Below are 20,088 nucleotides of genomic sequence, written 5' to 3'. Positions count from 1 at the left end.
TTCGTGGGGGTCAGGGAATCAGGCTGGCGCGGATATCGCGCTTGCCGTCGGCTGCGCTGAACGCTTCGTTGATGTCGTCGAGCGAGTACGACGCCGCGGCGAGACGCTCGAACGGCAGATGGTGTTGATGAAGGTCGAGGAAGGTCAACGCGCGGGACAGGACTGCCGGGTCATAGAGGGAGACCCCGACCATGGTCTTGTTGGTGAAGACGAACCGTGACGGGTCGAACTCGAAGGTCTTGCCGATGTTGATGTTGCCGATCTCGACGTAACGGCCGAACTGGGCGAGCATCTGCAGGCCCTCGTCGATGGCCGACGGGTGTCCGACGACCTCGACCACCACGTCGGCACCCTGGCCGTCGGTCAACTTACGTACTGCTTTGGCCCGGTCCTTGGGCGTGGCGACTTCGCTGAGGTCGATCACCGAGTCGGCACCGAATGCGGTTGCCAACTCGAGTCTTTCGGACACGCCGTCGATCGCGATGACGTTGGCTGCGCCGCGCGCCTTGGCGACGGCCACCGCGTAGAGACCCAGGGCTCCGGCTCCCTGAACCACGACGTGCTCGCCGAGCTGCAGGTCGACGCGTTCAAGTCCGTACATGACCTGTGACAGTGCGCAGTTGGCGCCCGCGGCGATGTCGTCGCTCAGGGTATCGGGAACCGTGTAAATCACTGCGCCGGCAGGCAACAGGTAGTAGTCGCCGTATCCGCCGACGAAATAGGGCGGTTCGTCGGCGCGGCCCAACATCGCCATTTTCAGGTTCAGGCAGGCGTTACGGCGCCCCGCCAGACAGTTACGGCACGTGTGGCAGCAGTAGAAGTACGGGAACACCACTCGCGTGCCTTCGGCCAAGGGTTTGCCGTTGGAGTCGGCGGATACTCCGTCGCCCAGCACCTCGATGGCGCCCACCATCTCGTGACCCAGCACGGTCGGTAGCTGTCCACCCAAACCGCGGGTGGCGAAGGTGCCGTGCCAGGCATGCACGTCTGATCCACAGATGTTCGCCCGGAGGACCCGGATCAGGATTTCCCCCGGCCCGACTTCGGGCAGGGTGACCGTTTCGATCTGGAATGGTTTGCCTGGTTCGTCGAATCGCGCGATCCGTCCCTGGTACATCGTGCGTCCCTTCAGTTGCTTTGGAATTCGAGGCTGAACCGCTGTCGCAGGTCGCGTTTGAGCAATTTGCCGCTGGGGTTCTTTGGCAGCGAATCGACAAAGAAGATCTGCTTGGGGGTCTTGAAGCCGGCGAGGTGGTCGCGGCAGTGACGCAGAACGTCTTCTTCGGTCAGGCTGGAGCCGGCCCGGGTTACCACCGCGGCGACCACAGCCTCAACCCAGACGGGGTGCGCCACGCCGAATACGGCTACTTCCTCGACGCCGTTGTGCCGGTAGAGAACTTCTTCGACCTCGCGGCTGGCGACGTTTTCGCCGCCGGTTTTGATCATGTCCTTCTTTCGATCGACGACGTGCAGCAGGCCGTGCTCGTCATAGAAGCCCAGATCGCCGGAATGGAACCAACCGCCGGCGAAGGCCTGGGCCGTCTTGTCCTCGTCGTCGAGGTAGCCCAGCATCAGATGTGGACTGCGGTGGGCGATTTCACCGACGGTGCCGGACTCGACCGGCACGTCGTTGTCATCGAGGATCACCGTTTCGACGTTGACCACGGGACGCCCCGCAGCCCCTGCGTGGGCATCCTGCTCGGCAGGGCCCAGAGCTGAGGCCAGGGGAGCCATCTCCGTCTGGCCGTAGAAGTTCCACAGCCGCAGATTCGGCAGCCGTCTACGCATCTCGTGCAGGATCTCGGTAGGCATCGGTGAGGCCCCGTAGTACCCCTTGCGCAGGCTGGACAGGTCTACCTCGTCGAACACGGAACTGCGCAGCAGGCTGATCCACACCGTAGGTGGCGCAAAGTAATTCGTGACGCCATGTCGTTCGATCGTCCGAAGTACCAGCTCCGGGTCCGGCCTGGGCAGGATGATGCTGGTTGCTCCCAGGTAGATGTCGGTCGCCAGGAAGTTGTCCAGCTGCGCGCAGTGATACAGGGGCAGGGAGTGGATCTCGACATCGTCGCCGGACATGGAACCGGCCACGATGGTGCTGATGTACTGCCACATCAAGCTGCGACTGCTGTGCATGACGCCTTTGGGCCGCGATTCGGTGCCGCTGGTGTACATCACCCGCAGCAGCTGATCGTCATCGATCCGGATGTCCGGAACGTCCGCGATGGTGGTCAGCCATTCGGCGAAATCGGGCCAGCCAGGACATGACTGGCCGGAGGGCACGAGTGCTGCCTTCGTGCGAACCGCTGTTCCCACGGCCATGGCCTGTTCGGCCACCGGGATCAGGTCGGCCTCGACGATGAATCCAGCGGCCTGGCTGTGGCCGAGGATGTACGAGATCTCCTCCGGCATCAGCATGAAATTGATCGGAACCAGCACCACGCCGGCGCGGGCGGTGGCGAAGGCCAGCACCGTGTACTGCCAGCAGTTGCGCGACAACAATGCGAGTCGGTCACCGGGGAGTAACCCGTTCTCGTGCAATGCGGCGGCGGCGCGATCCACCAGGTGATCGAACTCGGCAAAACTCAGGGCGACGTCGCCGTCGATGATGGCGGTCTTCTCAGGTTGCTTGCGCGCCGACCGGCGGGGGATATCTGCGAGGCTGTGGCTACGGGCCCGGGCGATGACGGCGGCAAGGTCGTCGGAATGCATGGTCGGCAGAGTAGGCATGCCGCCGGCGGCCGCGGTGGTTCGTCTCCCGCTCAGTAGACAGAGTGGGCGCGGCGAGGCCCTCGACCCTTCGATACTCGAACCTATGACCGCTACCACTGAATCCTCGTCACTCGCGGATCGCGCCCCAGACCCTGACGACCTGCGCGCCCATCTCCTGGAGGCGGACCCTGGTGTCCTGGTCGCGGTGTTGGCCCAGATGACGGGTGATCCGGCGGTCATCGATCGGTACGCATCCAAGATCGATCACGTTCCCGATCCGCCCGAGCGCGCTGGAACGACCGATACTCAGACCGCCGAGACGCTGGCCGACGAAATCGCCGCCGCCCTCGGCCGGCCGCGTCGGGTTGGCGCGCTGCCGGTGGACGATCGCGAGTTCTTCGCCCGTCTGCTCCCGATTGCGCTGGGTGGTCCCGTCGACGACGAACACGTCGACCTGCTGCTGGAGCAAGGCGGATTCCGCCCGTCTCAGCCGACGTTGCCGCGCACCACGCCGATTCCCTCTTCCACCACGGTGGCGATCATCGGCGCCGGCATCGCCGGTATCGCGGTCGCGCTGGCCGCTGCCGAAGAGGGCGTGCATTTCGAGATCTTCGACCGCAACGATGAGGTGGGTGGCACCTGGCTGACCACAAGGTATCCCGGCATCGGGGTGGATACGCCTTCGGCGTACTACTCGCTGTCACGCGAGGTGAACCCGGACTGGTCGAATTACTATCCGCAGGGCGCGGAATATCAGGCCTACCTGGTCTCGTTGGCCGACAAGCACGATCTGCGTCGCCACATCCGCTTCGGCACCGAGGTGGAGGCACTGTGGTGGGACGAGCAGCGTCAGCAGTGGGAGATCCACTCCCGTCGCGCTGACGGAACCCGGAGCATCGACTACGCGACTGTCGTCGTCACCGCGGCCGGCTATCTCAACCGACCGCGATTCCCCGACATCGAGGGACGAGACACCTTCGCCGGCACCAGCATTCACTCCGCGCAGTGGGACCCTTCACTGGAGCTGGCAGGCAAGAAGGTGGCCATCATCGGCGCCGGTTGCACAGCCGTGCAGATCGTCGACGCCTGCGTCGAGGAGGTCGAACACCTGACAGTCTTCCAGCGGCAGCCGCACTGGGTCGCCCCTCGCCGGCGCCTGTCGGATGAAGTCCCCGAACATCGGCGCTATCTGGGCAAAGCGTTGCCCTACTACGCGATGTGGCACCGACTCAAGTCGTACTGGGGAACGGCGGACAACAACTACCCGGTCATTCTGCGGGACTCCGAGTGGTCCGAGACTCACCTGTCGATTTCGCCGGCCAACGATGTGCTGCTCAAGATGTGTCAGGAGTACATCGACCGGACTTTTGGTGCCGGAACCGAATTGGCGCAGAAGGTGACGCCGGATTTTGCTCCGTACGGCAAGCGGATCATCCGCGACCCCGGCGGTTACTATGCCGCGCTGACCCGTGACCACGTCGAAGTGGAGGCCAGTGAACCCGCTCAAGTCAACGAGAGGGGCATCGTCACCGCCGACGGCCGCCAGATTGACCTCGATCTCATCATCTACGCCACCGGTTACCACCTGGATTTCCTGTCCACCATCGATATTCGCGGCCGCGACGGCAAGACTCTGGTCCAGGAATGGGGCGACAGCCCGCGGGCATATCGAGGGGGCGCGGTCGCAGGGTTCCCGAATCTGTTCATCACCTCGGCGCCGAACTACAGCCCGGGCCATGGTGCAGGCGCCAATTTCTCGATGGAAGTGCTGGCGCACTACATCGTGGAGTGCCTGCAACTGATGGCTTTGCGCGGGGCGTCGACGATGGAGGTCACCCAACGTGCATACGACGAGTACGTCGCAGGGATAGACGAGGCGATGCAGCGCACGGTCTGGTGCCATACGCCCAACGCTCACACCTACTACCGCTCAGGGTCGGGCCGGGTTGTGGTGGCCACACCGTTCCGACTGGTGGATATCTGGCAGCAACACCGAGCCCCGATCGAAGAGGATTTCGTCCTCCGATGAGTCAGATGCTTTCCGGCAGAACAGCGTTGGTGACCGGCAGTAGTCGCGGCATCGGGCGTGCCATCGCACAGAGGTTGGCGGCGGAAGGCGCCACGGTGGCGGTCACCGCACGCTCCTATACCCCGACACCGTCCACGCGGGCCGGAGTCACCGAGGCAATCCCGGGGACGATCGAGGAGACCATCGCTCTCATTGAAGACGCCGGGGGCTCGGCCTTCGGAGTGGCTGCCGATCTCGAAGACAGCGCCGCCCGTGACGGCCTGATCCAGGCTGTCGTCGAGCGCACCGGCCGGCTCGACATCCTGGTCAACAACGCCGGCTACGCCGACTATTCGGTCATCGAGGACATGCCGGTCGAGACCTTCGACCGCACCGTGGAGCATTATCTGAAGGCACCGTTCGCGTTGACGAAAGCGGTTGTGCCGCACATGCGTAAACAGGGCGCAGGGTGGATCGTCAACATCGGCTCGGTGACCGGGGTGGCCCCGGTGCGGCCGTACCGCGACTACAACAAGACGGCGGGCGACGTGATCTATGCGTCGTGCAAGGCTGCGTTGCACCGGTTCACCCAGGGGGTGGCCGCCGAGCTGCTGGATGCCGACATTGCGGTGAACTGCGTCGGGCCGTCGACGGCGGTGCGCACGCCGGGCGCGGCGTCGCTGATTCCGGACAGCTTTCCGACCGAACCGGTCGAGTACCTGGCCGAAACGGTGTTGGCGATGTGTCACCTGCCTGCGACCGAGCGGACCGGTCTGGTGGCGTTCAGCCTGCACTACCCGTGGTCGCAACAACTTCCGGTGCACTCGCTGGACGGCAACACAGTATTGCCGCCGCTGCAGCCGCCTGCCGCTGTGAATCCGAACATCCTGCCGGCGGGGGTCTAGGTGCTCGCCTATTCGAGTACGGGGCCAGGCAGTTCGCAGAAGCTGTGGCATACCCGGTCGCGGACAATGATGTCGGTGGTCTCGGGATCGAACCAACGGTCGACCACCGCCCAGTGGATCGGATGCATGAGATAGGGGCCCATCAGTCCGTCGACGTCGGTGAATTCCTGTTCGAAGACGTGGGTCCATTCGGTGGTGCCGATGGCCTGCTCGACCCGGCTGAGCTGCCACGCGGTGATGGTGGGGACGTATCGGGGCATCATCGACAGTTCACTCTCGAATGCTGCGACGGTCTCGGCCCCCACCTCGGCGGGTACACGCAGCAGCAGCGCGCGGTACACGGTGCCACTGCTGCGGCGGATCGGAGTCCCCCGGTAGATCACCCCATTCACGCGCGAGATCGCCGGATCCGTCAGCGCATCGTCGAAATTGCTTTTCTCCCAGGCATGTTCGTTTGGAAACCGCAGATGGACCAGGATGTCGCCGCCATTGCGTGAACCCGGCAGTGTCGGCTCTACCAACGCTCTCGACGCGCCGCTGCGTTCGGCGGCGTCGCGTAGGGCGCCCACGACGCGGCCGCGTTCGGACTCGTCGACGTCGACCAGGCGGGTGACCCCGAGTGTGGCTGAACCGGTCGATGTGTCGGTCGGGACGTGTGCGGCAGGGGCATCGACTGCCTCGGCCGCAGACGCGACATCGCGAGTCCGTTCCACCACCAGATCGGTGATGCTGTCCCACCACCGCGCAACGGCGGGGTCGGGCCGGCCCTGCCAGGTCATCTGCCACCAGGCCTGGGGGCTGGGCAGCGTCCAGGTAACGGTGACCACGTTGGATCGGTCGTCGAACCAGATGGGTGGGCTGACCACGACGTCGCGCAGTGTCATGCCGCGATCACGGGCACCCGGGGCATACCCGGCCAAGTAGGCATCGATGAACTTCTGGGCGCAGCCCGGCCTGGTGACTACCCGATCGATCACGAAAACCTCGGCCATGACGCAAGATTACGGTCGCCCGTCTCGACGTAGGCGCAGCATTCCCGGCCATCGGGAAACCACCGTTGACGACAGGGTGTGTCGGCGCGATGGTGTGGCGATGACCGATCCGTTCAGCCCGGCCCAGCTCGGGCCCGTGACGCTGCGCAACCGAGTGATCAAGGCCGCCACGTCGGAAGGCCGCTCACCCGATGGGCTGGTCACCGACGACCTCATCGATTTCCATCGCGGCTTCGCAGAGGGCGGCGTCGGAATGACCACCGTGGCTTACTGCTGTGTGTCTCCCCAGGGTGCGAGCGCACCCGGCCAGATCGTCATGGACAGCAAGGCTCTGCCGGGACTGCGCCGGCTCGCCGACGCGGTACACGGTGCGGGGGCGGCTATTTCGGCGCAGCTGGGCCATGCCGGGGTGGTGGCGCAGAAAAAGCTGACCGGTGTCACCGCCGTGGCACCGAGTAGATTCATCAACCCGACCTCCTTCGCCTATTGCCGTGAGATCACCCGCGCCGAAATCGCCCACGTGATCGACCAGTTCGGCGACGCCGCGCAGGTAGCGGTCGATGCCGGATTCGATGCCGTCGAACTGCATTTCGGGCATCTCTACCTGCCCAGCTCGTTTCTGAGTCCGCTGATCAATCGTCGCAAGGATGAGTACGGCGGCGATATCGACAACCGATCGCGGTTCGTACGGGAGATCGCGGCGCGGGTGCGTGAGGTGGTCGGCGATCGGGTCGCGGTGATCGCCAAACTGGACATGGACGACGGGCTTCCGGGCAGCATCTGGATCGACGAGGCGTTGCGGACTGCCCAACTTCTCGACGCCGATGCCACCCTCGACGCCATCGAACTGACTCAGGGCTCGTCGGTGTACAAGCCCATGTACCTGTTCCGCGGCGACGTCCCGGTCAAGGAGTTCGCGAAGGTGATGCCGCCGGCATTGCGGCCGGCAGTCCGGCTGGTGGGCAAGCAGACGATGGGTGTCTATCCGTATCGGGACCTCTACATGCTGGAGGCCGCGCGGCAGTTCGTGCCGCTCATGCGCAACACCAAACTGATTCTGCTGGGCGGCATCAACGATCGCGAACACCTTGAGACGGGCATGCGGGAAGGATTCGATTTCTTCGCCATGGGCCGGGCGTTGCTGCGTGAACCGGACCGGGTCAACACGATGATCGCCGAGCCCGGCTCACGCAGCCGTTGCAACCACAACAACAAGTGCATGGTGACGGTGTTCAGCCGCACCCACTGCGTCCTCGACCCTGACCAGCGCTACGGCGCCGTGCTAAGCGCCGAGCAGGTCACCTAGCGCCCGGCTGGCCTCTCGCCGGGCCTGGTGGGCGATGTCGAGCATCGGCATCGTCATGAAACCGTGGATGCCCCCCTCGAAGGGGCGCCGGCTTACGGGCACCCCGGCCGCCTCCAACGCGTCGGCATAGGCGATGCCTTCGTCACGCAGGGGATCGTGGCCGGCGAGAATCACGACGGCCGGCGGCAAGCCATGGAGGTCGCCGTGTAACGGTGAGGCGTAAGGGTTTTGCCGGTCTCCGACCTGGGGGACGTACTGGTCCCAGTACCACTGCAGTGCCGGGCGCGGATTGTAGAAGCCCCGGCCGAACAGCCGGTAGGAGTCGGTATCGAAAACCGCGGAGATCACCGGGTACAGCAGGAGTTGTGCCGCCAGGTTCGGCCCACCGCGGTCGCGGGCCATCAAGGTGGTCACTGCAGCGAGGTTGCCTCCTGCGCTGTCGCCGCCCACCACGACGCGTGACGGGTCGGCGCCGAAATCGGCTGCATGATCGACCGCCCAGCGGGTGGCGGCATAGAGGTCCTCGGCGGCGGTCGGCCAGCGGTGCTCGGGGGCAAGCCGGTAGTCCACCGAAACCACCACAGCCGGAACGAGATTGGCAAGGTTGCGGCAAAGCCCGTCGTGGCTGTCGAGATCGCAGAACACGAATCCGCCGCCATGGGCGTACACCAGCAGCGGCAGCGGTTCGGATGCATCGGGACGGTAGACCCTCACATCGATACGACCGTTGTCGACAGGTACCTGGTGGTCGGCAACCGAGGCCACCGGCTCGGGCTGGGGGTTGGCGACGAACCGGCTGTGGATCGCGGCGCGGGCCTGCGCGCCGGTCATCGTGTGCACCGGTGGGAAGCCTGAATCCAGTGCCTCGATCAATCCGGCGATCTGTGGATCGAGCGTCATGCCGGGACCAAGGTGGCCGAGGTCCGCGGCCCGACGGTGCTGCCGACGCGGAGTGGCCGGACGGGCTGCAAGGTGGGGACCACGCGATGAGGCCCATCTTCGGCATTGCGCCAGATGCCCATGGCCGTCATCCGCACCGGGGCAGCCAGTCGCTGGTCGAATGCCATCCGGCTCATCGGACCACACACCGACACCGCCGCGACGGCTGCGCCTGCCGGACCGATCGGTGCTGCCACACAACCGAATCCGGTGAGCGATTCCTCCCGCTCGAATGCGACGCCGTGGGCACGGACCTTTGCCAACTCGGCTTCCAGCTGCCGTTCCGTGCTGATCGAAAACCGCGTCAACCGCGAGGCCAGATTGACCTCGACCGATGAATTGTCGGCCAGGATCGCCTTGCCCACCGCCGTACAGTGTGCGGGCTGCCGACCCCCGATACGTGTCGGAATGGCTGCCACCATCTGACCGCCGATCTTCTCCAGGTATACGACGTCGGATCCGTCGAGTACCGCCAGGTGGACGACCAGTCCGGTGGCCCTGTGCAGATCGCGAAGCAAGGGGATCGCGGCACGGTGGATGCGGTCCTGGTGCAGCGCCAGTGATCCCAGTTCGACGAGTCGCATGCCCAACTCGTAGTCGCGGCCGTCTCGCCGGAGCCAACGAAGATGCACCAGGCGCTCGAGGAGGCGGTGGGCCGACGATCGTGGCAGACCGGTCCGGCGCACGATCTCGGCCAACGTCAGTCGGGCAGATCCCTCGAAGACATCGAGAACCAGGGAAACCCGGTCGATGACAGCGCTGGGCGTCTCACCCGGCTTCTCGGCAGCCATTGTCTTCTCGGCAGCCATTGTCATGAGGACCTCCCACATAGAGCTTCATGCCTGGGCGGCATATGACTATTAGTCATATGACTGTTTGTAGCATATCGATGTGGGTACTGTCACATGAACGAACGAATGCGAGCGGGGTCATGCCGAAACCCCCGCCGCAATGCGGCGGGGGTGAGGCGATATCAAGTTGCAGGCGCGGCAATGACCAGCGGCTATGCCTCTGCCGCGGCCCGGCCGGCGCGCCGGCCGTAGAAACTCCCGTCACCCAGTGACACGCCGCTGGCATATCCCCAGGCGGCCAGACCGGCGGTGCAGCGCCCAGCGGCGAACAGCCCGGGAATGGGGTCGCCACTGCTGTGCAGCACCTCGGCGTCGAGGGTGGTGTGCAGCCCGCCGAGGGTGAAACCGCCGGTGCTCTCGCGAAGATCGATGGCGCCGACCGGGGACTTGATCGGCTTGAGCCACTGCGGCTTCTTGTGCAGCAGCGGGTCCTCGCCGCGAGCCGCTGCCTCGTTGTAGGCATCGACGGTGGCTTGCAGCGAGTTCGGTGGCAGGCCGATCTCAGCCTCGAGGTCGGCGACGGTGTCGGCGACCCAAGTCGGCGGCCGCATCATCAGCTGGGGAGAGAGCGAGGCCATCGCCTCATCCTGGGCATCGCCGTCGATGATCAGATAGGCCGTGTTGTTCTGGTGATACAGCGTCAACTGGCCGGCTCGGCCGGGATAGGTGTCCTCGGCGACGTAGCGCTGACCACGTTCGTTGACCAGAATCCCGCGCACCAACTGCTGGGGATCGATGAACAGGGCGACCTCGGTAGCGTCCATGTGCGCCAGATCGGCACCGAGCGCCTGCGCCATCCGGATGGCCTGCCCGTCGTGCTGTTCGATCGAGGCGGCCGGGCGCCCGGCGATGCGCGGGGCGTACCTGGCGACCATGGCGTCGTTGTAGGCGAAACTGCCAGTGGCCAGCACAACTCCACGTCGGGCCCGGATATCCAGCACGGTGCCGTAGCGCCGGGTCCGAATGCCGGCGACGCGGCCGTCTGACTCGACGATCAGCGACTGCACCCGCACGTCATAGAGCGAGCGCGCCCCGACCGCGGTCGCAGTGTCGACGAGGCCTTTCATCAGCATGAAACCCGCGCTGGACTCGCCCTGCTTCTTGTTCTGCATCTGCGGGACGTGCCCACGCGGAGCCGGCGTTGCGATGGTGTTGAACGGGTACGAGTTCTCCCCACCGCTGTACATGAGCCCCTGGTCGCCCATGGGCTCCCAACCGGGCTCGCCGAAGAACTCGGCTTTGAACGGCACCCCGCAGCCCACGAGCCAGTCGAAATGCGCGACGCTGCCTCGGCAGTAATCCGCGATGCGCGCGGCATCAGCGCCGGGCCCCATCGCCGCGTTGAGAAACGCTGCCATGTTGTCGACGGAATCTTCGAACCCGCAGGCCTTTTGGATCTCGGTCCCACCGCCGAGGTAGATGAAGCCGCCTGCCATCGAGGCGGCTCCGCCCCATGAGCCGGTGCGTTCGAGTACCAGCACGTCGGCGCCTGCGCGGGCCGCCTCCACTGCGGCGGCGGCGCCGGCAACGCCATAACCGGCGATCACCACGTCGGCCTCGTCGGCCCACTCGGTGACCGCGCTGACCGGGATCGGCAGGATGTCGTCGGTGGGCGTCACGGTTGCATGGCCTTCGGAAGATCGGTGACCCACTGGTGTCCCCAGTAGCTGTCAGCGGTGATTTCCTCTGCCGTGTAATAGGTTTCGTCGACCCGCATGCCCTCGGTGCCGAACTCGATATCCCAGTCGCCCGGAGCGCGCACGTAGAACGACACCATCTTGTCGTTGGTGTGCCGACCCAGTGTCGACGACAGTTGGAAGCCCTCGGCGTTGACCCGGTCGAGGGCCTGGCCCACGGCATCGAGGGTGTCGGCCTCGACCATGAGATGGATGAGGCCCGGATCGCGCAGCGTCTGGGCGGGACAGATCGCCAGGCTGTGATGGCGCTCGTTGACGCCCATGAATCGGACCCGCACCGGTCCGAACTCCGGCGGCACCGGAACGCGGAAGGCTCCACGGGACTTGAAACCCAGTACCTCGGTGTAGAACTCGAACAATCCGTTGACGTCGAGTGCAGGCAACACCACATGCCCGAGCCCCTGATCGCCGGTGACGAACTTCGCGCCGAAGGGCGTGATCACCGGGGAGTGGTCGAGCACCGGGCCGTGGAACACCTCCAGCGCCGTGCCGGCAGGATCCTCGAACGCGATGGCCTCTTCGACCCGTCGGGCGTCCGTCTCTTCGAGCGAGAGCTGCTTGAAGGGCACGCCCGCGGCATCGAGCGCTGCCTTCACCCGCTCCAGATCGGCGTGGTCGCGCACCTCCCACCCGACGGTCAGGATCTTGTCGACGTCTCTGGGCACGACGATGATGCGGGCGGCGCGCTCATCCATCCGCAGGTACAACGCGGACTCGTCGGGCCCGGTACCGGTGGCGAAGCCGAGCACGTTGAAGGCGAAGTGCCGCCAGCGTTCGATATCAGAGGCGGCGACGGTGACGTAGCCGAGGCTCTTGATCAGTCCCATATGAGCTGTCCTCTCAGATCATCGCCCGAAGCGGGCCCTGCGGGTCCACGCCCAGCGAACTGAGGGCCGACGCGTGATAGACCGTGCTCGGAACGTGAATCGCGTGGGCCTGGCCGACATGCACATCACGCCAATACCGTTGCAGCGGTTTGTCCATCCGCGCGGCATTGCCGCCGCAGCGGGCGAAGATCTCGTCGACCGCCGACACCGCGCGCCACACCGCCCGCACCTGAGTGCGCCGGCCCGCGGCCCGGTCCTCGAACGACACTTCCTTGCCCGAATCGACGATGTCGTAGATGCGGTCGGCGTTGGCCAGCAGCTCCTGGCGGGCCGCGTTGATGTCCGCGGCGGCTTCACCGATCGCATACATGACGTAGGGGTCGTCCTTGATCGCCACGCCGCTGGAGTTGACCCGCTCACGCTGATAATCGAGCGCAGCGGCCAGGGCGCCCTCGGCGATGCCGATGGTCGCCGAGCTGATGCCGAGAGGGAACATCGTCGACCACGGCATCAGGTACAGCGTTTCGGTCATCCCGGCCTCGCGCTGGGCGGTGCCGTCCATGACCTTCATCGCGTCCATCGTCCGGTACGTCGGTACGAACGCATCCTTGACAATGACGTCCTTGGAGCCGGTTCCGCGCAGCCCCACGACATTCCACGAGTCCTCCACGATCTCGTAGTCCTGGCGCGGCAGGATCATGTGCAGCATCTGCGGCGGCATCAGTGGTTTGCCCTCGCCGTCACCGAGCATCGCGCCCAGGAAGATCCAGTCGCAGTGATCGGTGCCCGAGCTGAACTGCCAGCGGCCGTTGAAGATGTAGCCCCCGTCGACGGGCGTGGCCACACCCTGCGGCGCATAGGGAGACGCGACCCAGGTGTCGACGTCCTCGGCCCAGATCTCGGCGGCGACCTTCGGGTCGGCGTAGGCGAGCTGGTACGGGTGCACGCCCACCACGCCGTTGATCCATCCGGCCGAAGGGTCCAGTGCCGCGGTGGCCATCACGGTCTCGGCGAACTCGCGCGGATGGACCTCCAAGCCGCCGTGAGCCTTGGGCTGCAACAGGCGGATGTTTCCCGCCGCCTTCATCATCTTGACGGTCTCGTCGGTGAGCTTGCCGATCTTCTCGGCTTCGGCGCCCTGGTGGCGCAACTGGTCGGCGAGGTCGCGCACCCGGTCGATTACGCGCTCAGTCATGGTTCGGTCCTATCGTCGAGGGCTGTACTGATGGTGTACCGCTTTGATCCGGGCGGCGGGGGCCAATCCCGGTCAGTGGAAACGTGGGGACGGACGGCTCAGAACTCGACGTGGACGTCGTCGGAGACCGGACGTGCCTGGCAGCCGAGGATCACCCCGTCGGCGATATCCTCGGGTTCGAGAATGTCGCAGGCAGCCATGTCCACCTCGCCGCGAACCACCGTGGCCGCGCACGATCCGCACTGTCCCTCCTTGCAGGAATACGGAACGTCGACACCCGAGCGGATCAACACGTCGACCAACGTCGCCTGGCGCGGCCACCTCAGCCGGTGACTGGTGCCGTCCAGATCGACCTGAAGGTCGGCGGCGTCATCTTCGTCGGAATCTGTTGCCGGTGCGGTGGTGTCATCGGCGAACGGGTCACCGGACAGCGACTGGAACACCTCGAGGTGAATCCGGTCCCGCTCGACACCGGCCTCGAGAAGAGTCTCCTTGATGACCGCCATGAACGGAGCCGGCCCGCAGACGAAGGCCTCGAAGCCCGTGGACCCGGCGAAAACGGTGTGGGCGAATCCGCTCAGCTGCGCGCGGGTCGGCAGGCCCTGAATCGATTCCAGCCAGTGCAGCACCGTCAGTCGGCCTGCGTAGCGGGCGGCGAGTTCGCGTAGTTCGCCGGCGAAGATCACCGAGCGTTCGTCGCGGTTGGCGTAACACAGGACCACCCGCCCGGTGCCGGCCGACAACACCGACTTCAAGATCGACATCACCGGAGTGATACCGCTGCCCGCTGCCCACAACAGAAAGTCGGTGTCGAGGCTTGCCGGGGTGAACAACCCCGAAGGCGGCAGTACCTCGAGGGTGTCGCCGACATCGACGTTGTCGCACAACCAATTCGAACCGTAGCCGTCGGCGGTGCGCTTGACCGTCACCTTGGGGGCGGGATCGGTGTGCGGTGAGCTGGCGAGTGAGTAGCACCGGGCCACCGATCCGGTCAGCTCGCTTGGTACCCGCAACGTCAGGAATTGTCCGGGCCGATAAGAGAATTGCTCCTGCTGGTCCTGCGGCACGGTGAAGACCAGAGATCGAGCGTCGGGGCTTTCATCGATGACATCGGCCACCGTGACAACGACGCTCCGTCTGGTCTGGAGGCTCGGGTCGGTCATGGGCGGAGATTCTCGCCGACACGGCCGATGAGGCAATCCGCCGATTCCGGTGGTCGGGACGTCAGGTCTCGCGGTCCGGTGACCGGGAACTGTGGCGGTCACGTGCGTGATCGGCGCCTACCGTTCGCCCTGTGAGCAGTGGATCGATGAGCGTCGTAGATGTTGTGGTGGTGGGCGCCGGTTTCGGTGGCCTGTACGCGTTGCACAAGTTCCGGTCGCAAGGGTTGTCGGTGCGAGCCTTCGAGGCTGCCCCGGAGGTGGGTGGCACCTGGTACTTCAACCGCTACCCCGGTGCGCGTTGTGATGTCGAGAGTGTCGACTACTGCTACTCGTTCTCTGACGAACTCGAACAGGAATGGACGTGGACCGAGAAGTACGCCACCCAGTCCGAGATCCTGGAGTACATCAACTGGGTCGCCGACAAGCTCGATCTGCGCCGCGACATCACGTTCGGGACCAGGGTGAGTTCGGCGGTGCTCGATGAGCAGACGCTGCGTTGGACCGTCACCACCGATACCGGCGAAACCGTTGACGCGCGGTTCGTGGTGATGGCCACCGGCCCGCTGTCCGCCGCGATGACCCCCGACTTCCCGGGCTTGGACACCTTCGCCGGAGACGTCTACCACACAGCCCATTGGCCCCATGAGAGTGTGGATTTCACGGGCAAGCGCGTCGCCGTCATCGGCACCGGATCGTCGGGTATCCAGTCCATCCCGATCATCGCCGAACAGGCCGAACGGCTCTATGTGTTCCAGCGCACCCCGAATTACAGTGTGCCGGCGGGTAACCGGCCGCTGACCGGTGAAGAGATCGCGGAGATCAAGGCCAACTACGCCGAGCGACGCCGGATGTCGTGGCGCAGCGGCGGTGGCTCACCGCACGTCGCGCACCCGAAGCTGACCATGGAAGCGACGCCCGAAGAGCGCCGTGTTGCGTTCGAAGAGCGTTGGGAATTGGGCGGTGTTCTGTTCTCCAAGACCTTCAGTGACCAGATGGTCTCACTGGAGGCGAACGAAGAAGCTCGCAAGTTCTACGAGAACAAGATCCGTGCCATCATCGACGACCCAGATGTCGCCGAGGCTCTCATCCCGAGCGACCACCCGATCGGCACGAAACGGATCTGTACCGACACCAACTATTTCCAGACGTTCAACCGGCCGAATGTCACGCTGGTCAGTGTCCGAAACACGCCGATCGATTCGATCGACGAGTCGGGGATCAACACGTCTGACGCGCACTACGCTATCGACGCGTTGGTCTTGGCCACCGGATTCGACGCGATGACCGGGACGCTGGCCAAGATCGACATCGTGGGCCGCGGCGGAGAGAAGCTGGTGGACGACTGGGCCGACGGTCCACGCACCTACCTCGGATTGGGTACCGACGGCTTCCCCAACCTGTTCCTGGTATCGGGCCCCGGAGCGCCTGCGGTACTGGCCAATATGGTGCTGCACGCCGAAGCGCATGTGAACTGGATCGCCGACGCCATCACTTATCTCGAGCAGAACAGCTACGCGGCAATCGAACCGACGGCCGACGCGGTGGACAACTGGATCGCTGACTGTGCCCAGCGCGCCGAAGCGACGTTGTTCACCAAGGCCAACTCCTGGTACATGGGCGCCAACGTGCCAGGTAAGCCTCGGATGTTCATGCTGTTCATCGGAGGCTTCGGCGTATACCTAGATATCTGCAACGAGGCAGCGGCAGCGGGATACAAGGGATTCGATCTGTTGAAGGCGCCGTAGTGACCGACCTGGCCGGCAAGGTCGTACTGGTCACAGGCGCCGGTGGTGGCACCGGGCGCGTGCATTGCGAACGTTTCGCCGACACAGGTGCCGATGTCATAGCGCTCGACCGGTCTGAGGCCACCGACGATCTACTTGAGACGGCCGAACGGGTGGGGCAACGTGGCAGGCGTTGTGTCGTCGGAACGGCCGACATCAGTGATCTCGCCGAAGTCATGTCGGCGGTTGACTCGGGTGTGATGAGGTTGGGCCGCCTCGACGTCATCGTCGCCAATGCGGGTATCCATACGCCAAACAGGCCGGCTTGGATGATCAGTGCCGAAGAGTGGCAACGCAATCTGGACGTCAACCTGACAGGTGTTTGGTGCACCGTCAAAGCGGGTGTTCCCCACATCGGCCCTGACGGAGGGGCTGTGGTGATCATCAGTTCGACGAACGGAATACGCGGCACAGGGGGGACAGCACATTACACCGCCAGTAAGCATGCCGTGGTAGGGCTGGCTCGCACTCTGGCCAATGAGCTTGGTCCACAACGTATTCGGGTCAATACCATTCATCCGGGGGCGGTCGCCACCCCGATGGTGCGCAACCCCAACACGTATAAGCGGTTGCGGCCCGACCTGACCGAGCCGACCGAAGCGGACGCCATACAAGTCCTTACCGCCCGAAACCTGTTACCGGTGCCATGGGTTGAGCCCACCGACGTGGCCAACGCCGTGATCTTCCTGGCCTCCGACCAAGCTCGCTACATCACCGGCTGCCAACTCGTGGTCGACGCCGGCCTGACGCAGAAGACGACATGACCGGCAGGCTGAGGGGCAAGACCGCCCTGATCACCGGTGCGGCCCGGGGCATCGGTCGCGCCCAGGCAGTCCGATTTGCGGAAGAAGGGTCGGACATCATCGCAATTGATGTGTGCGGGCCGATCGAGTCGGTGACGGTGCCGCACAGCACGCCGGACGATCTCGCTGACACTGCTCGCCTTGTCGAGCAGGCGGGTGGGCGGATCGTCACCGACATCGTCGATGTCCGGGACACCGACGAACTGCGTGCGGCCGTCGATCGTGGAGTGGCCCGTTTCGACGGCCTCGATATCGTCTGTGCCACTGCGGGAATCACCTCGCGGGGTGCCGCCGTCGACCTCTCCGAGGCGGCGTGGCGCACCATGCTCGACATCAACCTCACCGGGGTGTGGAATACCTGCACAGCCGCCGCGCCCCATCTGATCGGGCGTGGTGCGGGGTCGGTGATTCTGGTCAGCTCGATTGCGGGTCTGCGGGGCCTGGTCGGGGTCGCCCACTACACCGCCGCCAAACACGGCGTCGTGGGGCTGATGCGGAGCCTGGCGCATGACATGGCGCCCCATGGGATTCGGGTCAACTGTGTCCTTCCGACCAACGTCGACACGCCCCTGATCCAGAACGACGTCGTCCGCAGCGGGTTTCGGCCGGACCTGGACCGTCCGCCGACCCGTGACGAATTCGCCGCGGCCGCAACTCGGATGAACTTGCTTGACGTGCCGTGGGTGCAGCCCGTCGACATAGCGAACGCGAGCTTGTTCCTGGCTTCAGATGAAGCTCGCTACGTCACGGCAGCAAGCCTGCCGGTTGACGCCGGAAGTACCCAACGATAGGAAGCACCATGACTGATTTGGCCAAGTACGGACCCTGGGCTGTGATCGCCGGGGGGTCCGAGGGCGTGGGCGCCGAGTTCGCCCGCCAACTGGCCGTAGCCGGATTCAATCTGGTGCTCATCGCCCGCAAGCCCGGTCCGTTGACCGACACCGCTGACCAGTGCCGTGAGCTGGGTGTCGAGGTGCGGGCGATCTCGCTGGATCTACTGGATCCGCAGTCGGTTTCGCGGATCGCCGAGGACACCGCCGATCTCGAGGTGGGGCTGCTGATCTACAACGCCGGCGCGAGCACGTGCAACGAACTGTTCCTCGATACCGACCTGGCCGAGTTCCAGAAGGTCACCGACCTCAATGTGACCCGGATGCTCGAGATGGTGCAGCACTATGGACGCCCGATGGCCGAGCGTGGCCGTGGCGGCATCATGATCGTCGGCTCACTTTCGGGTTACATGGGTGCGTGGCGGCACTCCATCTATGCCGGTGCCAAGGCATTCTCCCGGATGTTCGCCGAAAGCCTCTGGTTGGAACTGCGTGAACGCAATGTCGACGTCCTCGAACTGGTGCTGGGTGTGACACGCACTCCGGCGATGGAGCGGGTCGGATTGAACTTCGATGCTCCCGGGATCCTGGTCAACGAGCCGGCGGAAATGGCTGCCGAGGGGCTGGCCCACCTGGCCGACGGACCGGTATGGGTGGCCGGCGGCAACGCGGACCGCGCCGAGGCCAACAGCGCTCCGGACCGAAGCCGCGTGGTGCTGGAAACACATCGGGCAATCGCGGCGCTCATCGCGGGGGCGCACTGACGGCGGCTAAGCGATATAGAGGAGCGGTACCCATGACCATCGAACACCAGATACTGGCCCGCCTCCAGAGCCTAGAGGACGAGCTCGCCATCACGAAACTAATTGCTTCATACGGTCCTTCGGTGGATGCGGGCAACGCCGACAATGCCGCTGCACTGTGGGCGCTGGACGGCACCTACGATGTCGAGGACTGGCTGATGACCGGCCGAAACGGGGTACACCAGATGGTCAGCTCGTCCGGTCATCAGGATCTGGTGGCAGCGGGCTGTTGCCATTTCCTGGGCCCGGCGGTGGTGACGGTGGACGGCGACTCCGCCGTCGCGGTGTGTGAATCACTCGTGCTGTTGCGTGATGGCGCATCTGGCTACCGGGTGTGGCGAGCGACCGCCAACCATTTCGCGCTGGAACGTCTTGATGGGCAATGGCAGATCACGGCGCGCACCAGCCGGTTGCTCAACGGGAATCCGTACGCGCACACTCTGCTCAACCTCGGGTTGGCGGGATCGGCCGTCCCCGAACAGATCTGAGAGGATGTCATGTCCGCTGTCGAATGCCCTTTGGTGTTCTTTTCGTTCGTCGTGCTCGACGGCGGAGGAGATGAGGAACACCGCCGCTACAACGAATGGCATCAACTGGATCATCGCCCGGAGAATCTTGCGCTACCCGGGATCGCATGGGGAGACCGCTGGAGCCGCCCGGAGGCGTGCCGCGACGTGTCCACCGCCGAACCCGCACAGGCTGATACCGACTACGTCGCGATGTACTGGTTCCGCTCCCCGGTCGAACAATCGGTGCGCGAGTGGGAGCAGCTTGGTGCCGATTCGTTCCAGTGGGGCCGGGGGCCGATGATCCCCGGCGTCCGGCGCACGGTGCTCGCGTTCTTCCGACCCGTCAAGGGCTACGCGTCGGCATCGGCGCTGGTGTCGCCCGGCGTGATCCCCTACCGGCCCAACCGTGGGCTGTACCTGACAATGACACGGTTCGCCGAACCCTATGGCGCTGATGCTCACAAGCATCACCAATGGGAGGACCGGGTGGCGATTCCAGCTCTGCTCGAACTGGACGGAGTGGCCGGGGCGTGGACGTTCGCGCTGGACCGCCACCAGGCCGATGGGCTGGGTCTGCGCTCGGCGGAGGCCTCAGATCCTCCAGGTGGTCTTCGCATCCGTCTGCTGTACCTCGATGACGATCCGGTCCGCGTCACCGGGGCCATTTCCGAGTGCCTGAGGCAGAACCCTTCAGGGACTTCGGCGGGAGAATGCGTCATCGACACCCCGCTGAACACGATCATCCCCTGGCAGGACTGGTGAAC

Annotated in this window: 18 protein-coding genes; 9 read left to right on the top strand and 9 right to left on the bottom strand. The window is 65.0% G+C overall.

Going from position 1 to position 20,088, the window contains the following annotated elements; translation table 11 throughout:
• Positions 1–10 precede the first annotated feature (10 nt).
• Together EH231_RS26995 and EH231_RS26990 are read right to left on the bottom strand one after the other, a co-directional pair.
• Positions 11–1,117, bottom strand: coding sequence for a zinc-binding dehydrogenase (locus EH231_RS26995; RefSeq protein WP_124713675.1), 1,107 nt, complete (start codon positions 1,115–1,117; stop codon positions 11–13).
• 11 nt (positions 1,118–1,128) lie between these two features.
• Entirely contained in the window at positions 1,129–2,712 is a 1,584-nt protein-coding gene (locus EH231_RS26990) for an acyl-CoA synthetase (RefSeq protein WP_206429614.1), read from the bottom strand.
• 103 nt (positions 2,713–2,815) lie between these two features.
• On the opposite strand from EH231_RS26990, the gene EH231_RS26985 reads away from it, so the two are divergent.
• The gene (locus tag EH231_RS26985; protein ID WP_124713673.1) at positions 2,816–4,741 is read left to right on the top strand and encodes a flavin-containing monooxygenase; all 1,926 of its coding nucleotides are present in this window, start codon (positions 2,816–2,818) and stop codon (positions 4,739–4,741) included.
• Positions 4,738–5,625, top strand: coding sequence for an SDR family NAD(P)-dependent oxidoreductase (locus tag EH231_RS26980; RefSeq protein WP_124713672.1), 888 nt, complete (start codon positions 4,738–4,740; stop codon positions 5,623–5,625). Before EH231_RS26985 ends, EH231_RS26980 begins: the two co-directional genes overlap by 4 nt.
• A gap of 8 nt (positions 5,626–5,633) precedes the next feature.
• Here the strand turns inward: EH231_RS26980 and EH231_RS26975 are convergent, their stop codons facing one another.
• Positions 5,634–6,617 carry a Dabb family protein gene (locus EH231_RS26975; protein WP_124713671.1) on the bottom strand — a complete coding sequence of 328 codons (984 nt, stop codon included), beginning with the start codon at positions 6,615–6,617 and terminating at the stop codon, positions 5,634–5,636.
• A gap of 100 nt (positions 6,618–6,717) precedes the next feature.
• On the opposite strand from EH231_RS26975, the gene EH231_RS26970 reads away from it, so the two are divergent.
• Positions 6,718–7,923 (top strand): NADH:flavin oxidoreductase, encoded by a 1,206-nt coding sequence (locus EH231_RS26970; RefSeq protein ID WP_124713670.1) that lies wholly within the window; start codon positions 6,718–6,720, stop codon positions 7,921–7,923.
• On the opposite strand, the gene EH231_RS26965 is transcribed toward EH231_RS26970, so the two are convergent.
• From EH231_RS26965 to EH231_RS26940, 6 genes are all read right to left on the bottom strand, one after another.
• The gene (locus EH231_RS26965) at positions 7,900–8,823 is read right to left on the bottom strand and encodes a LipP1 family hormone-sensitive lipase (protein WP_124713669.1); all 924 of its coding nucleotides are present in this window, start codon (positions 8,821–8,823) and stop codon (positions 7,900–7,902) included. The two genes, EH231_RS26970 and EH231_RS26965, sit on opposite strands and share 24 nt — an antisense overlap.
• Positions 8,820–9,653: an IclR family transcriptional regulator gene (locus EH231_RS26960; RefSeq protein ID WP_124714387.1), complete on the bottom strand. Its 834-nt coding sequence runs from the start codon at positions 9,651–9,653 to the stop codon at positions 8,820–8,822. The genes EH231_RS26965 and EH231_RS26960 overlap by 4 nt, the downstream gene beginning before the upstream one ends.
• Positions 9,654–9,865: 212 nt before the next feature.
• On the bottom strand, positions 9,866–11,332 hold the full coding sequence (locus tag EH231_RS26955) for an FAD-dependent oxidoreductase (protein ID WP_090424224.1): 1,467 nt from the start codon (positions 11,330–11,332) through the stop codon (positions 9,866–9,868).
• Complete coding sequence (bphC, locus tag EH231_RS26950) at positions 11,329–12,237, bottom strand: biphenyl-2,3-diol 1,2-dioxygenase (RefSeq protein ID WP_164481035.1); 909 nt, start codon at positions 12,235–12,237, stop codon at positions 11,329–11,331. The genes EH231_RS26955 and bphC overlap by 4 nt, the downstream gene beginning before the upstream one ends.
• Positions 12,238–12,250: 13 nt before the next feature.
• Positions 12,251–13,432: an acyl-CoA dehydrogenase family protein gene (locus EH231_RS26945; protein ID WP_124713668.1), complete on the bottom strand. Its 1,182-nt coding sequence runs from the start codon at positions 13,430–13,432 to the stop codon at positions 12,251–12,253.
• A 98-nt stretch (positions 13,433–13,530) separates the two neighbouring features.
• On the bottom strand, positions 13,531–14,595 hold the full coding sequence (locus EH231_RS26940) for a ferredoxin--NADP reductase (protein WP_124713667.1): 1,065 nt from the start codon (positions 14,593–14,595) through the stop codon (positions 13,531–13,533).
• Positions 14,596–14,741: 146 nt separating this feature from the next.
• On the opposite strand from EH231_RS26940, the gene EH231_RS26935 reads away from it, so the two are divergent.
• Genes EH231_RS26935 through EH231_RS26910 form a run of 6 tightly spaced genes read left to right on the top strand, consistent with a single transcriptional unit; the run spans position 14,742 to position 20,086 of the window.
• Positions 14,742–16,340 carry a flavin-containing monooxygenase gene (locus EH231_RS26935; RefSeq protein ID WP_124714385.1) on the top strand — a complete coding sequence of 533 codons (1,599 nt, stop codon included), beginning with the start codon at positions 14,742–14,744 and terminating at the stop codon, positions 16,338–16,340.
• Complete coding sequence (locus EH231_RS26930) at positions 16,340–17,143, top strand: mycofactocin-coupled SDR family oxidoreductase (RefSeq protein WP_124713666.1); 804 nt, start codon at positions 16,340–16,342, stop codon at positions 17,141–17,143. Before EH231_RS26935 ends, EH231_RS26930 begins: the two co-directional genes overlap by 1 nt.
• Positions 17,140–17,973 (top strand): mycofactocin-coupled SDR family oxidoreductase, encoded by an 834-nt coding sequence (locus EH231_RS26925; RefSeq protein WP_124713665.1) that lies wholly within the window; start codon positions 17,140–17,142, stop codon positions 17,971–17,973. The genes EH231_RS26930 and EH231_RS26925 overlap by 4 nt, the downstream gene beginning before the upstream one ends.
• An 8-nt stretch (positions 17,974–17,981) precedes the next feature.
• The gene (locus EH231_RS26920; RefSeq protein WP_124713664.1) at positions 17,982–18,776 is read left to right on the top strand and encodes an SDR family NAD(P)-dependent oxidoreductase; all 795 of its coding nucleotides are present in this window, start codon (positions 17,982–17,984) and stop codon (positions 18,774–18,776) included.
• A 32-nt stretch (positions 18,777–18,808) separates the two neighbouring features.
• Positions 18,809–19,303: a nuclear transport factor 2 family protein gene (locus EH231_RS26915; RefSeq protein ID WP_124713663.1), complete on the top strand. Its 495-nt coding sequence runs from the start codon at positions 18,809–18,811 to the stop codon at positions 19,301–19,303.
• Positions 19,304–19,312: 9 nt separating this feature from the next.
• A complete protein-coding gene (locus EH231_RS26910; RefSeq protein ID WP_090424232.1) occupies positions 19,313–20,086 on the top strand; it encodes a hypothetical protein in 774 nt (257 codons plus the stop codon).
• The last annotated feature ends 2 nt before the right edge of the window (positions 20,087–20,088 follow it).

The sequence above is a fragment of the Mycolicibacterium nivoides genome (genome assembly GCF_003855255.1).
Taxonomy (GTDB): domain Bacteria; phylum Actinomycetota; class Actinomycetes; order Mycobacteriales; family Mycobacteriaceae; genus Mycobacterium; species Mycobacterium nivoides.
This window is presented reverse-complemented; position numbering and strand designations above follow the sequence as displayed.